The sequence below is a fragment of the Massilibacteroides sp. genome (assembly GCF_028705895.1).
In the GTDB taxonomy this organism is placed as follows: Bacteria; Bacteroidota; Bacteroidia; order Bacteroidales; family Tannerellaceae; genus Massilibacteroides.
Map to the genome: position 1 here is coordinate 16,331 of NZ_JAQWCQ010000024.1, position 15,907 is coordinate 32,237.

At 40.6% G+C, this 15,907-nt stretch carries 11 protein-coding genes; 6 read left to right on the forward strand and 5 right to left on the reverse strand.

Features of this window, described 5'->3' with window-relative positions:
• Positions 1-47 precede the first annotated feature (47 nt).
• The 4 genes from mscL (at position 48) to secA (ending at position 6,679) form a co-directional block, all read left to right on the forward strand.
• Positions 48-458 (forward strand): large-conductance mechanosensitive channel protein MscL, encoded by a 411-nt coding sequence (mscL, locus tag PHT93_RS07830; protein WP_300241486.1) that lies wholly within the window; start codon positions 48-50, stop codon positions 456-458.
• A gap of 94 nt (positions 459-552) precedes the next feature.
• Complete coding sequence (locus PHT93_RS07835) at positions 553-1,737, forward strand: DUF4105 domain-containing protein (protein WP_300241488.1); 1,185 nt, start codon at positions 553-555, stop codon at positions 1,735-1,737.
• Between the two features lie 5 nt (positions 1,738-1,742).
• On the forward strand, positions 1,743-3,329 hold the full coding sequence (locus tag PHT93_RS07840) for an alkaline phosphatase family protein (RefSeq protein WP_300241491.1): 1,587 nt from the start codon (positions 1,743-1,745) through the stop codon (positions 3,327-3,329).
• Positions 3,330-3,355: 26 nt separating this feature from the next.
• Positions 3,356-6,679, forward strand: coding sequence for a preprotein translocase subunit SecA (gene secA / locus PHT93_RS07845; protein ID WP_300241493.1), 3,324 nt, complete (start codon positions 3,356-3,358; stop codon positions 6,677-6,679).
• A gap of 194 nt (positions 6,680-6,873) precedes the next feature.
• Here the strand turns inward: secA and PHT93_RS07850 are convergent, their stop codons facing one another.
• From PHT93_RS07850 to PHT93_RS07870, 5 genes are read right to left on the reverse strand one after another with little or no spacing between them, the layout of a single operon-like run.
• Entirely contained in the window at positions 6,874-7,266 is a 393-nt protein-coding gene (locus PHT93_RS07850; RefSeq protein WP_300241495.1) for a YbaN family protein, read from the reverse strand.
• A complete protein-coding gene (fmt, locus tag PHT93_RS07855) occupies positions 7,266-8,240 on the reverse strand; it encodes a methionyl-tRNA formyltransferase (RefSeq protein WP_300241498.1) in 975 nt (324 codons plus the stop codon). The genes PHT93_RS07850 and fmt overlap by 1 nt, the downstream gene beginning before the upstream one ends.
• Positions 8,241-8,248: 8 nt before the next feature.
• Entirely contained in the window at positions 8,249-10,033 is a 1,785-nt protein-coding gene (locus tag PHT93_RS07860) for a chloride channel protein (protein ID WP_300241539.1), read from the reverse strand.
• Between the two features lie 4 nt (positions 10,034-10,037).
• The gene (locus PHT93_RS07865; RefSeq protein WP_300241501.1) at positions 10,038-11,438 is read right to left on the reverse strand and encodes a sugar transferase; all 1,401 of its coding nucleotides are present in this window, start codon (positions 11,436-11,438) and stop codon (positions 10,038-10,040) included.
• Complete coding sequence (locus PHT93_RS07870) at positions 11,438-12,001, reverse strand: L-threonylcarbamoyladenylate synthase (RefSeq protein ID WP_300241504.1); 564 nt, start codon at positions 11,999-12,001, stop codon at positions 11,438-11,440. The genes PHT93_RS07865 and PHT93_RS07870 overlap by 1 nt, the downstream gene beginning before the upstream one ends.
• A gap of 261 nt (positions 12,002-12,262) precedes the next feature.
• Here PHT93_RS07870 and recJ point away from each other — a divergent pair, with 261 nt between their 5' ends.
• Together recJ and PHT93_RS07880 are read left to right on the forward strand one after the other, a co-directional pair.
• Entirely contained in the window at positions 12,263-13,987 is a 1,725-nt protein-coding gene (gene recJ / locus PHT93_RS07875; RefSeq protein ID WP_300241506.1) for a single-stranded-DNA-specific exonuclease RecJ, read from the forward strand.
• Between the two features lie 15 nt (positions 13,988-14,002).
• Positions 14,003-15,907: a RecQ family ATP-dependent DNA helicase gene (locus tag PHT93_RS07880; RefSeq protein ID WP_300241509.1), complete on the forward strand. Its 1,905-nt coding sequence runs from the start codon at positions 14,003-14,005 to the stop codon at positions 15,905-15,907.

The window sequence follows — 15,907 nt, forward strand, 5'->3', positions numbered from 1 at the left end:
AAATTTCATTTTAACACATTATATAAACCTTTAAAACAAACAGACTTATGTTAGAAGAATTCAAGAAATTTGCCATGCGGGGGAATGTTATAGACATGGCGGTAGGTATAATTATCGGTGGTGCTTTCGGAAAGATCGTTTCTTCGGCTGTTGGAGATTTGATTATGCCTGTAATCGGACTATTGGTTGGAGGTGTTAATTTTTCCAGTCTCAAAGTAGTTTTGAAAGAGGCTGAGACAGTTGGCGAAACTGTTGTTCCTGAAGTCAGCCTGAATTATGGTGCGTTTATACAAGCCACCTTCGATTTTCTGATTATCGCTTTCGCCATTTTCTTACTCATTAAAGCAATCAACAAATTAAATAAGAAGAAAGAAGAAGCTCCGGCACCTCCTGCTCCTCCAGCTGAAGACATCCAACTTCTTTCTGAAATACGCGACTTATTAAAGAATCAAAAATAACGGCTTTTCTTTATAAATGTATTTATTATATAGGAAAAGGTCTTATCCTACATTAGGGAATAAGGCCTTTTTCTTTTAAATTTGCAGAAAAAACATGAGAAAGTACGTTCTTTTTTTTCTACTTCTCGCCTTTATCTTCCCACTCCACGCAGAACAAATGAAGAGGCTGAATGAAGAGGCTGAGATTAGTGTGTTAATTTCAGGGCCTTCTCATGATGCTGTTTTCACGTTATATGGGCATGCAGCAATGCGCATTAACGATCCGGGAAATAAGCTCGATGTCATTTTCAATTATGGAATTTTTGATGACTCCAAGTCCAATTTTATCTACAATTTCGCAAAGGGAGAAACAGACTACAAGTTAGGTGTTACAGATTTCCTTAACTACCTTATCGAATACCAGATGCGGGGAAGTTCTGTCACAGAATTAGTACTCAACCTGACTACTGAAGAGAAAAATCGTATCTGGAACGCGCTACTTATAAATTATCAACCGGAGAACAGAGGTTACCGATACAATTTCTTTTTTGACAATTGTGCAACGCGAATGGCAATATTGGTTGAACAACATATTGACGGACAAGTTATCTATAATTCTGCAAATCAGAATGAAGACACTTTTCGGGATCTTATTAATTATTGCACAAGAGAACACAAGTGGCAAACATTCGGATGCGATCTGGCTTTAGGCAGCCCTACTGATCGTATAGCAACGCTGCATGAGAAAATGTTTCTACCTCAATATCTAGAAGAAGCATTTATAACAGCAAAAATCCGGTCAACCGATGGTACTACTAAACCTTTGGTAAAAAAGACAATATCTTTAGCTAAGTTTGATCCGGAGATAAACAATTATCCCAAAGAATGGATCAGCCCTCTCTTGTGTAGTATCCTTCTTCTGTTAACTATATCTATCATTACCTGGCTCGGATGGCGTAAAAAGAAATATTCTAAATGGTTGGATTTTATGCTCTTCACTGTTGCAGGTATTGCCGGTTGCATCCTCTTCTTCCTCAGTTTTATATCTGTCCACCCGGCTGTCTTTCCGAATTGGTCACTCCTTTGGCTTCATCCCTTTCATTTAGTCGGAGCACTTCTTATTATAGTAAAAAGATTCACAAAGGCGGCTTATTACTATCATTTTATTAACTTTGTGGCGCTTACGCTTTTGCTGCCCGGATGGTTTATTATCCCGCAGCATTTGAACATAGCTTTCATTCCGCTTATTCTGACCCTTTTGATACGGTCGGCATATGTGGTTTACAGGCATAAAAGATAAAACGGATGAGAAGATTAATAACCTCGCTGATTGCGATTCTGGCAGTCACCAACATGGGAGCGCAACAACAAGCGCCTAAATTGGTGGTTTGCATCACAGTCGATCAATTAAGAGGAGATTATATAGAATACTTTTATAATACCTTTGGCGAAGGTGGCTTTAAAAGACTGCTGAATGAAGGACGTATGTATAAAAACATTCGTTTCGAATTCTCAAATGTAGATCAGGCCAGCGCTTTTGCCACATTATTTACAGGCAGTAATCCCTGTTATCATGGAATTGCTTCCGACAAAAAATACGATTTCGCAAAAGGCAGAGAGACATCCTCACTAAATGATCCGGATTATCTGGGAAATTATACTCCGGAAAACTATTCTCCGAAAGCCTTATTAGCCTCTACTATTGGAGACGAACTTAAGATTGCATCTAAAGGAAGAAGTGATGTTTTTGCAATTGCTCCGGACGCAGAAAGTGCGATTCTCTCTGCGGGACATGCGGCCAACGGAGCATTCTGGATGGATGATTATAATGGGAAATGGGCTACTACAACCTATTTCAAAGGAATTCCCTGGTATGTAGATCGTTATAATAACGGACAGGAATCTCTTACCTCCCGTTTAGACCAGATCACATGGACACCCTCCTTACCCATTACCTCTTTCAATGCTTTTCCTTATGTCCTGGACGACACCCCTTTCAAATATACATTCAGCGAAAAATCAGGCACAGCTTATCGCAATCTCAAAACGTCGCCTTATATTAACAAGGAGATAAATCGTCTTGCGCTTCAGTTCCTTGAATATGCGGCATTTGGTACGCGATCTTGTCCGGACATGCTTTCGATCACTTATTATGCCGGAAATTATCGCGGCACAATGAGCAAAGAATACACGTATGAGATACAGGACACCTATTATCAATTAGACAAAGACATAAGCCAACTACTCAACACAATCGACAAGAAAATAGGTCTTGCAAACACATTGGTTGTTTTTACAGGAAGTGGCTATTACAAAAGCATTGAAGAATATCCGGAAGGAATGCTTTTGGGTGGTGGTGAATTCCATCCTAATCGATGCACGGCTTTGCTTAACATGTATCTTATGGCCGTCTATGGTCAGACGAATTGGGTTGAGGGGTATTATAATAATCAAGTATTCCTGAATAGAAAAGGCATTGAAGATGCCAAAATAAGTCTGCCTGAAATCCAGATGAAAGCAGCTGAGTTCGTTCGTGAATTCAGTGGAGTTCAGAACGTAACGACTGATTTTGCTTTGCGTACAGGGGATTGGAATGAAGGAACATCTTCTCTTCGACAGGGAACGCATCATTTAGGCCGCGGAGATCTTATTATAGAGCTTCAGCCCGGTTGGATTATTAATAATGAAACATCAAAAGAAAAGCCAAAAGTAGTTCGCAACAATGCGGTTATTACACCACTTATATTTTTAGGAAACGGTATCAAACCGGAACATATCTACCGCGAGATCAAAGCTACGGAGGTAGCTCCTACCGTAACCCACGTACTCAGAATCAGACCACCAAATGCAAGCAGAGAATTACCGCTTTCTGAGTTTACGAATAAAAAATAACGAAAAAAATAATATAATAATTACATATGGGATTTAATGAATTCATGACGAGGCTGTTCGGCAATAAGTCGCAGCGTGACCTTAAAACTATTGATCCGTACGTCGCCAAGATTAAAGCTGCCTATCCATCGATTGTTACTCTTTCCAACGATGAACTGCGCGCTAAAACAGACGAAATCAAACAACGTATTCAGGATTATGTAGCCGATGAACGCGCTAAAGTACAAGAGCTTCGTAAAGATATAGAAGAAAAAGAACTGGAAGAACGTGAAACGATCTGGGCTGAAGTTGACAAGATTGAGAAAGCGATCACGGATAAAATGGAAGTAATTCTTGAAGAAGTCCTTCCTGAAGTTTTTTCAATTGTAAAAGATACAGCTCGTCGTTTTACTGAAAACGACGAGATTGTTGTAACGGCAAATGATTTTGACCGTGACTTAGCGGCTAAACATGACTTTGTACGTATCGAAGAAGACAAAGCAATCTATCAGAATCATTGGACTGCAGGTGGTAATGAAATCACCTGGGATATGGTTCACTATGATGTTCAGTTATTTGGAGGCGTTGTGCTTCATAAAGGTAAAATCGCAGAAATGGCAACCGGGGAAGGAAAAACATTAGTAGCTACCTTACCGGTATTCCTGAATGCATTAACCCGTAATGGGGTGCATGTGGTAACCGTGAACGATTACCTGTCAAAACGTGACTCTGAATGGATGGGGCCTCTATATATGTTTCACGGGCTGTCGGTTGACTGTATTGATAAGCATCAGCCAAACTCAGATGCTCGTCGTGCGGCTTATAATGCAGATATAACATTTGGGACAAACAATGAATTCGGATTTGACTACTTGCGTGATAATATGGCGATCAGTCCGAATGACTTAGTGCAACGCAAGCACAATTACGCCATTGTGGATGAGGTGGACTCTGTTTTGATTGACGATGCTCGTACTCCGTTAATCATCTCCGGTCCGATTCCTCGTGGAGAAGAACAATTGTTCGAACAGTTCCGCCCGAATGTAGAAGTAGTTGTAAATGCACAAAAGAATCTTTGCACTAAACTATTAACTGAAGCAAAACAAAAAATTGCGAATGCAGACGAAAAAGTAGCAGAAGAAGGATTCCTCCTACTCTATCGTACATTCAAAGGTTTTCCGAAGAATAAAGCACTTATCAAATTCCTGAGCGAACCGGGAATCAAGGCCGGCATGCTCAAGACCGAAAGCTTTTATATGGAAAACAACATGCGTAATATGCATCTTGTTACCGATGAGCTCTATTTTGTAATCGATGAAAAGAATAATAGCATCGAGTTGACCGACAAAGGTATCGATCTGCTTACCGGTAAAACGGACGACCCGGAATTCTTCATCTTACCCGATATTACTTCTGAACTATCTCAATTAGATAAAGAAACAGAAAGTGAAGAAGAAAGACAAGCTAAGAAAGATGAAATATTAGCTAACTATTCGGTAAAAAGCGAACGTGTACATACGATCAACCAGCTATTAAAGGCTTATACCTTATTTGAGAAAGACGATGAATACGTTGTGATGGACAATAAGGTGATGATTGTTGATGAGCAAACGGGACGTGTCATGGACGGACGCCGCTATTCGGATGGTTTACATCAGGCTATCGAAGCAAAAGAAGGCGTAAAGGTTGAGGCTGCCACGCAGACTTTTGCAACGATTACATTGCAGAACTATTTCCGTATGTACCACAAATTATCCGGTATGACAGGTACGGCAGAAACAGAGGCCGGTGAACTTTGGGATATCTACAAACTTGATGTCGTCGTTATTCCGACCAATCGTCCAATCGCTCGTAAAGACATGAATGACCGGATCTATAAAACGAAACGCGAAAAATATTCGGCTGTTATTGAAGAAATCAGCTCATTGGTAGAAGCAGGTCGTCCGGTACTTGTAGGTACTACCTCCGTCGAAATATCGGAATTACTGAGCCGTATGTTGAATCTCCGCAAAATTCCACATAATGTATTGAATGCGAAACTGCATCAACGTGAGGCCGAAATCGTAGCGCAAGCCGGTAAGAGCGGAACAGTAACAATTGCGACAAATATGGCAGGTCGTGGTACCGACATCAAACTTTCTCCCGAAGTAAAGGCTGCAGGAGGTTTGGCTATCATTGGTACAGAACGTCACGAAAGCCGTCGTGTGGACAGACAGTTACGTGGTCGTGCAGGACGTCAGGGAGACCCGGGTTCTTCCGTATTCTTTGTCTCATTAGAAGACGATCTGATGCGTCTGTTTGCTTCTGAAAAAATAGCCGGTCTGATGGACAAGCTTGGCTTCAAAGAAGGAGAAGTGTTAGAGCACAGCATGCTTAGCAAGTCTGTAGAGCGTGCGCAGAAGAAAGTTGAAGAAAACAACTTTGGTATCCGTAAGCGTTTGCTCGAATATGATGATGTGATGAATTCACAACGTACCGTAATTTATACTCGCCGCCGTCATGCCTTAATGGGTGAACGTATCGGATTAGATGTTTTGAATACAATCTATGACACCTCCAATGCAATTCTTGATCAACATGACAACGATTACGAAGGATTCAAATTAGAATTATTCAAAACCTTTGCGTTGGAAAGTCCGTTTACTGAAGATGTTTTTAAGGATACAAAAGAAGATAAATTACAAGACAACCTCTTTGATGCAGCACTGACAACGTTCAAACGCAGAATGGAACGAATGGCTCAAGTTGCACAGCCTGTTATCAAACAAGTTTACGAAACACAAGGCGCACAATACGAAAACATCATGATTCCTATCACCGATGGCAAACGTATATATAATATATCTTGCAACCTGAAGGAAGCATATGACACAGAATGCAAGGCAATCGCCAAATCTTTCCAAAAAGCGATCACATTACATACGATAGATGAATCATGGAAAGAGCATCTTCGTGAAATGGATGAGTTACGCCACTCCGTGCAAAATGCAAGTTATGAGAACAAAGATCCATTGTTGATCTACAAATTAGAATCATACAACTTGTTTAAAACAATGGTGGATGCCATGAACCGTAAAACGGCAGCCATCCTGATGCGCGGACAAATTCCCGTACGCGAAGAATCTGCAGATCAGCAGGAAGCCCGTCAGCGGGTAGCTGTCAGAGAAGCCGCACCCGAACGTAAGCAAGATATGAGTCGCTACCGGACAGGAAGGACAGACAATCCGGATAATCCGCAAATGCCCCCATTACCCAACACGCAACCTCAACGCAACGAACCCGTTCGCGCAGAGAAACGGGTGGGAAGAAATGACCCTTGCCCTTGCGGAAGCGGTAAAAAATATAAGAATTGTCACGGAAAAGGACTATAATCAACAAAGCGGTGAGCCTCACAGTTCACCGCTTTTTTATTTCCGTTTGTGACCAAAAGGAGAACTTAACGATCACTGATCTGCCGACTACGACATCTCTAAATTTTGAGGTAGGTATAAATCAATTTTGAGGTAGGTCTAAATAAAGATAGGTTTTGTTTAAATTTTTGAAAGCAATACCTTGCTCCCTCAATTTATTGCAGAGATGTCTTGCTGTCTTTCTTCGTTGGAAAAGATACGATATGCCAGGTGACTGCTGTACTGATTAGTACAAGGCCGAGTTTCATCCAACCGTTTTCGATCAGGAACAAGGAGGTAAGGATTGTAGAGAGCCACATGACACTCAAGGCGGTTACTTTAGTACGGATAGGAATAGCTTTGTGAACAACATAATTTCGTATGTAGGGTCCAAAGTAGCGATTGGCCATTACATAATCGTACAGTCTCTGTGAGCCACGGAGATAGCACCAACAAGTCAGCAGCCAAAAAGGGGTAGTGGGCAGTAGAGGTAAAAAGATACCAATAGCACCCAATACAAGACTAATCGTACCAACAATTATATATATAGCCTTCTTTGTTTTACTCATTAGTCCAACCGATAGGTTTCAACATCTTTAAACCCATTCAGAAAATCAACAACCGGCATTTGTTTTTTCCCGGATAACTGAACAATCAACAAACGAATGAAGCCGTCACTTGCAGCGACATCCAGCACCTTTTTATCCGACAAACGCAATGTTCCGACAGGTAAGTTATGCTGTTCAATAAGATATTCGGTTTTGTAAATCTTCAGTACCTGCATTTTCCCTTCTTCGGAAACGAGATTAGTCCAGGCTGCAGGATACGGGGATAATCCCCGTATAAAGTCATGCACTTTCTTGGCGGCTCGCATCCAGTCTATCCGGCAGGTTTCTTTGAATATTTTGGGGGCATGCTTTAATTCGGTTTCGGAAGTGTACAGCTTCTCTTGTGCAATCGTATCTACTGTGCCATCTAAAATCAGATCCACCGTTTCCAGAACTAAGCCTGCGCCCATTTCCATCAGCCTGTCATGGACATCGCCTACATTATCAGCTTCCGCTATCGGCGTTCTTTTTTGTAATATGATCTTTCCTGTATCAATCTCGTGTGTCAGAAAGAAGGTGGTTACACCTGTTTCTTTCTCTCCGTTTATCACTGCCCAGTTGATCGGAGCAGCGCCTCTGTATTGTGGTAATAAGGAAGCGTGCAAATTGAAAGTTCCCCGTGGGGGCATATCCCAGACTATTTCGGGTAGCATCCGAAATGCAACCACAATTTGCAAGTCGGCCTTCAGGTTACGAAGTTCTTCGAGGAAGACTCCATCCTTTAGCTTTTCTGGTTGAAGAACAGGAATAGACTGCGACAGAGCATATTCCTTAACTGGACTTCCTTTCAATTCACTCATATGCCGGCCAATAGGCTTATCCGGCATAGTAACTACACCCACCACATTATAGCCATTTTCCACCAACGCCTGCAAACTTGCTACCGCAAAATCCGGCGTTCCCATATATACGATTCGTAAGTCTTTTTTTCCCATTTCTATGTTTAATCTCCTGAAAAGTTTTCTACCAATACTTCACGGTAAGAATTAAATATCTTTGATTTAGACATAAACCCAATATAATGCCCTTCTTCATCCACAACGGGCAGATTCCACGCTTTTGTGTCGTCAAACGTTCTCATAATCTGTTCCATCGGCATATTTATATAGATTCTGGCCGGCGCGGAAACCATAAACTTAGAAACATGGAAACGTTCATACAATTCCGGCCGGAACATGATATTCCGTATATCATCTAACAGAACAACTCCTACAAGGATTCCTTTTTCATCTACAACAGGGAATACGTTTCTCCTACTTTGGGCAATCGCTTTAACCATATCTCCAAGAGACATATTGGGAGAGACGACAATAAAGTCCTTCTCAATGATACTGTTCACATTCAACAATGTCAGCACGGCTTTATCTTTGTGATGTGTCAACAACTCACCCTTCTGTGCCAAACGCATAGAATAGATACTATGGGGTTCAAACATCAGAATGGTAATATATGAACTTATGGAAACAATCATTAAGGGTAAAAACAGAGCATATCCGCCGGTTAGCTCCGCAATGAGAAACACCCCTGTCAACGGAGCATGCATTACACCCGCCATTACACCGGCCATACCGAGTAAAGCAAAGTTTTTCTCCGACAGCATCGTCGTAATTGAAAAATAATTGGAAGAATAGGCGAACACAAATCCGGCAATACATCCCAGATACAAACTGGGTGCAAATATACCACCACAACCTCCACCTGCATTCGTTGCACTGGAGGCAAAAACTTTCGTTAAAAGAATCAACCCAAGGAAGATTGCAACTCCCCAATAATTATCTTTTAATCCATAAAAGATACTCCCATCCATGATATGAGCAAATTCTCCATCTAACAATGAACCGATCGTATTATATCCCTCTCCGTACAAAGGAGGAAAAAGAAAGATCAACAAACTCAACATTACACCGGCAACAATGAACTTCTTCCAATAACCTCCCAGCTTGCGGTATCGTTGTTCAACACGATTCATTACACGTGTAAAATATAACGAAACTAATCCGCAGAATATACCTAACAGTAAAACGTATGGAATACGATTCATCTCAAATGCCTCTGTCTGTGAAAACATAAACATTGCATCTGTACCGGTAAAAATATAAGCGACTGTTGCTGCTGTTACCGAAGAGATGAGCAAAGGCAAAACGGATGTCATGGTCAAGTCCAGCATCAACACCTCGATCACAAAAACCAATCCGGCGATAGGCGCCTTAAAAATACCGGCGATTGCGCCCGCAGCTCCGCAACCGACCAATAACATAAGCGTTTTTTGCTCCATTTTAAACAGACGCCCAAGATTAGACCCTATTGCAGCGCCAGTCAACACGATAGGTGCCTCAGCTCCTACTGATCCACCAAATCCGATCGTGACAGAACTGGCAACAATGGAAGACCAGATATTGTGGGGTTTTATACGGCTTTTCCGTTGAGATATGGCATACAAAATCTTTGTTACCCCGTGACTGATATCATCACGCACAATATATTTCACGAATAGTCCGGCCAATAATATACCGATTATCGGATAGAGCAGTAACCAATAATTCGCCTGATCGATCTGCGAATTAGCCGTCAGAAAATGTTGGATCGTGTGTATTATATTCTTCAGAAGAATAGCAGCCAGCGCTGTACATATTCCCACAACAAAGCTAATGATAAGAATAAAATTCTTTTCCTTTATATTCTTTTCACGCCATAACAGAAATTTGTAAAATAAGTCTTTACTTTTCATCATACTAAATGCCTTTACCGGTAGCTACGGTTTTGATTGTATATACTAATATTTTCAAATCGAACAACAACGACATATTTTCATAATACAATACATCATAGGCTAATCGTTCAATCATTTCATCCACATTTTTTGCGTACCCATATTTTACCATACCTAAAGACGTTATTCCAGGACGAACATTATGCATTAAATAATAATAGGGAGCTTTTTTTACAATCTGATCAATAAAATATTTCCTTTCAGGACGAGGACCGACAAGCGACATATCCCCTTTCAATACATTCCAGAACTGAGGTAATTCATCCAATCTGTAATTACGCATGAATCGTCCGAATGGAGTTATACGTTCGTCATCTTCCTCTGAAAGTTGAGGAATCCCCGACTCTGCTCCTTCGTACATAGTTCTGAACTTATAGATCATAAATGGTTTCCCCATATAACCAATCCGTTCCTGTTTAAAGAGAATTCTGCCTTTTGAGTCTCTTTTTACTCTCCAGGATAAATAAATAAACAAAGGAGAGAACAAGACTAACACGAACACAGAGAGAACCTTGTCCAAGAAATGTTTTATATTTTCTTCTGCGTAGGAAAAATTATTATCCGTTATATCAATTAATGGAACACCAATTGGTGTTTTAATATTCACTCGCGATAATGGGTTAAGTCCTTCTGCTATCGTTTTAACCGGCAACCTGTAGCGATACAAAGGATATAAGATATTCAACAATTCTCCACTTTCACGAGATTCTATCGCAACAACTAATTCTTGAATATTCTTAGCATTGATCAAGTTTTCCAAATCATCTATTTTTCCAAGAACCTCATCCTGCATAACAAAGACTTCATCGTCGACAGCAACCTTCACGAACCCGCTTATCTCATAGCCTAAATCATATAATCGTACAGAAAGTTGCTGCGCTTTCCTTCCCGTTCCTATGATCAATACATTCTGAGCCCATTCACGACTCTTTATCTTAGAGATGCCATACAAGGTAATGCATAAACGGGGAATATAAGTAAACAGAAACTGACAAACAAATAATGAAAAGAAAAGTGCATAATAAATATTAAAAAAACGAGGAAGATCATTTAATATAATAAGAAAGAAAAGAAACAAGACTCCGACCAAAACAGATCCGAGAGTCTGAAAAAACTCTGTCACACGTGATTTACCGATCGGTTCATTGTAATATCCCGAAAAGTAATAAATAGAGAGCCAGAAAAAAGGAATGACAAACTGACCTCCCCAAACCGGGAGGAAAAGCAGAAACTCCTTCAACGTCGTAAAACCATCAAAGATGGCTATCTCATGAAAACGCAACCAGTTAAAGAAAAACCAGACTAAAGACGCTGAAATGAAATCCGATAAAACATAAGGTATGACCAGTTTGTTTTTCGTCATCACTCTCTTATTATTTGGATGAGACCTCCCAATCCAAGTTTTATTATACTTGATGCAGCCGCTTTGGATCGGTCATCCTGTCTATAACTTACAATATAATCAACCCCTGATTTTATCTCTTCAGCTATTTCATCAAAAACGGCAGGAGCCGGTGTTCCGCTCAGATTTGCCGAAGTAGAAACTAATGGTTTCCGAAAACGTTCACACAGTTTACGGGAAAACTCTTCTGAAGAAATACGGATTCCTATACTTCCGTCTTCAGCCACTAAACAAGGAGGAAGGTTTTTTGCTTTGGGATAAATAATCGTCAGAGGTTTTGTTGTTAGTTCGATTAGGTCCCAGGCCTGATCCGGGATTTCTTCAACGTAACCACTTAATTTCGCTGTACTGTCAACAAGGACGAGCATTGCCTTACTATCCATACGTTGCTTCAATTCATACACCTTCCGAACAGCGATTTCATTTGTCGCATCACAGCCAATACCCCAGATTGTATCTGTTGGATACAGAATTAAACCTCCATTCGACAAAACCTCGCAGGCCTTTTTTATATCTTCGATCATTTTATTCTCAAACTATATAGACAAATGTACAAATCATTCATGTACTTTTAAAATATTACTAAAAAAAACGTTTTTACCGATACCGTTGTTTATTATCAATTTAAATTCTCTAACTTTACAAAGTTAATTATTACATAGCCTTTATAGTCTTTAGCCGGACAAAGGGAATTCAGGATACAAAAAAGCGCAAAAGAAACGTTCATTGGTTATCCTTGATTTGGTAATAATTCAGAGAGAAGAAAAAAAGAAAAACAAAATATAATGACAAGCAAATGGAACTTTCTAACCCCATCAAAAGAAGAATTACATAAAAGAGATAAGTTAGTAGCCGATTTAGGGTTAAACCCTATTATTGCCTTATTACTTGTTAAACGAGGTATTTCCGAAGCTGAAGAAGCAAAGAAATTCTTCAAACCCAACCTCAGCGATTTACATGATCCATTCATGATGCCGGATATGGATAAAGCTGTAAAAAGACTGAATAAGGCATTGGGCAATAAGGAAAAAATTCTGATTTATGGGGATTACGATGTGGATGGAACTACTGCCGTCTCATTGGTATATAAGTACTTGCGCCTGTATTCTTCGGCCTTGGATTATTATATTCCGGACAGATACGATGAAGGATATGGAATCTCTTACAAAGGCATTGATTATGCTGTTGCAAACGACATAAAGCTTATTATTTCGCTCGACTGTGGTATTAAAGCCGTCGAAAAGGTAGAATATGCAAAGGAAAAGGGTATTGATTTTATTATTTGCGACCATCATATGCCGGATGCAACCTTACCTGACGCAGTGGCGGTGCTGGATGCCAAAAGATTAGATTCACAATATCCTTACGAACATCTTTCGGGTTGCGGAGTCGGCTTCAAATTTATGCAAGCGTTTGCTAAAAGCAACAACTTTCCTTTTGCCGAGTTAGAAAAACTGCTTGATTTGGTTGCAGTGAGTATCGCTTCCGACATTGTTCCGATCAGTGGAGAAAACAGAATCATGGCTTATTTTGGGTTGAAACAACTGAACACAAATCCAAGTCTCGGACTAAAAGGGATAATTGATATTTGTGGTCTGACAGGAAAGGACATCACAATGAGTGATATTGTGTTTAAGATCGGACCAAGAATTAATGCATCCGGACGCATGATGAACGGCAAAGAGGCGGTGGACTTATTGTTATCTAAAGACAGTGAGATGGCTCGTGAAAAAAGCGAGAATATCAATCAGTACAATGATGAACGTCGCGAATTAGATAAAAGAATAACCGATGAGGCCAACGCCATTATTGACGAATTCCAGAATATGGAAGACAGGAAAGCGATTATTGTATATAATCCGGAATGGCATAAGGGAGTAATCGGTATCGTCGCATCCCGACTTACAGAGAAGTATTACAGACCGGCTGTTGTCCTGACAAAATCGCCTGAATTAATTACCGGATCAGCTCGTTCTGTCCCGGGATTTGACATTTATAAGGCTATAGAAAGCTGTCGGGATTTGCTGGAAAACTTTGGAGGGCATACCTATGCAGCAGGCTTATCCCTAAAGGAAGAAAACCTGCAGGCGTTTACTGAACGATTCTCCAAACTGGCTTCCGATGAGATAAATACGGAACAGATGGTTCCTCAGATTGATATTGATGCGGTTCTTGATTTTAAAGAAATCAACAACAAGTTCCTTAGTGACCTCAAAAAGATGAGTCCCTTCGGACCTGACAATCAAAAACCGGTATTTGCCACTTTGGGAGTTAAGGACTACGGAACAAGTAAATTAGTCGGGAAAGATCTTGAACATCTTAAACTGGAACTGATCGATGGCAACTCAAACAATCCGGTACATGGTATCGCTTTTGGAATGCATGAACACAACAAACATATAAAAGGGATGTTGCCGTTCAACATTTGCTATACGATTGAAGAAAACACGTACAATGGCAATACCACCATTCAATTGCAGGTTAAGGAAATCAAAACAGAGCCAATTTGACTGACTCCGCGTATCGTGGATATATATCACGAGATATTAGCTAAGTATTGGGGGTATTCTTCGTTTCGCCCTCTACAAGAAGAAATCATTCATGCTGTTGCTGAAGGTAAAGACACCCTTGGGCTGATGCCTACCGGTGGGGGTAAATCAATTACATTCCAGGTTCCGGCAATGGCTATGGAGGGTATTTGTATTGTCGTCACTCCGCTTATCGCCTTGATGAAAGATCAGGTAGAGAATTTAAAGCATACGGGTATTAAAGCCACAGCGGTATATTCGGGAATGACAAGGCAAGAGATTATCACGCAATTAGAAAATTGTATTTTCGGCGGATATAAGTTCTTGTATGTTTCGCCGGAAAGATTAGGCACAGAATTATTTCAGGCCAAATTACAAGCGATGAATGTCTGCTTATTAGTCGTAGATGAAAGCCATTGCATCTCTCAATGGGGATATGATTTCCGTCCTTCTTACCTCAACATTGCCGAAATACGGGAACAATTAGAAGGCATACCTGTTCTTGCCCTGACTGCTACGGCCACTCCGGAAGTTGTAAACGACATACAAGAAAGACTTCTATTCAAAAAGAAGAATGTCTTTCAGAAAAGCTTCCGACGGGAAAACCTTTCCTATATTATCCGAAACACGGACGATAAGATACATTCGTTGGTTCAGATACTTCAGAAAGTCTCCGGCTGTGCGATTGTTTATGTTCGCAACCGGAAACGGACTAAAGAAATTGCCATAGCTTTACAAGAGGCAGGAATATCAGCTGATTATTTTCATGCCGGGTTAAATCGTGCAGAAAAAGATTTAAAACAGAATCGATGGAAAAACGATGAATGCCGGGTTATTGTTTCTACGAACGCCTTCGGGATGGGGATAGACAAACCGGATGTAAGAATCGTCGTCCATATCGATATGCCCGGCTCTTTGGAAGAATATTATCAGGAAGCAGGACGCGCAGGACGTGACGAGAAAACGGCCTATGCAGTCGCGCTCTGTTCGGGCACGGATAAAACAAAATTAAAGAAACGCCTATCCGACGAGTTTCCCGACAAAGAACTAATACTCCGCGTATATGAGGCTTTGGGAAACTACTTTCAGATAGCTGTAGGCTATGGATTAGAAACGGTACATGATTTCTCTCTAACCGACTTTTGTCATGTATTTAAGTTTTCGATTCTGCAAGCGCATCATGCATTAAAGATACTCGAACTGTCCGGCTATATTGAATACACGGAAGAAGTGGATAACGCCTCCCGATTAGTGTTCCGGGTAACACGGGACGATCTGTATAAATATCAGCATCACAGCAAAAAAACAGAAGAAGTCATTCAGGCATTACTGAGATCTTATACGGGATTATTCGCAGATTATGTCTATATCGATGAGAGGCTTATCGCGACTCGTTCAGGCAGCACGCCTCAAGAAGTTTATGACATCTTCACGAATTTGTCAAAACACAAAATACTTCATTACATTCCTCATAAAAAAACGCCCTTAATCATTTATACGCAAGCAAGGGAAGAACAGCGATATCTGACAATCCCCCGAAAAGCCTATGAGGAAAGAAAAGAGCGTTTAGAGAAACGGATCGAAAAGGTATTGGAATATACTGCAGAAAAGTATATTTGCCGTAGCAGGATATTACTTTCCTATTTTGGCGAAAAGGGCACAAAAGACTGTGGCACTTGTGATGTATGCCGGGCATCAAAAGAGTCGGTTATAACAGACAACGACTTCGATATGATTCGAGACTCCGTGTTAAAACAGCTATCTAAAACACCCAAATCTATTAGCGAAATAATAGGAGAACTCCCCTACCCTGAAGAAAAAAGCATCGCTGCCATACGCTTCCTCGCAGACAATGATGCTCGTTTTATTCTTTCAGACGGATATTTAAGTAAGAAAGATTAG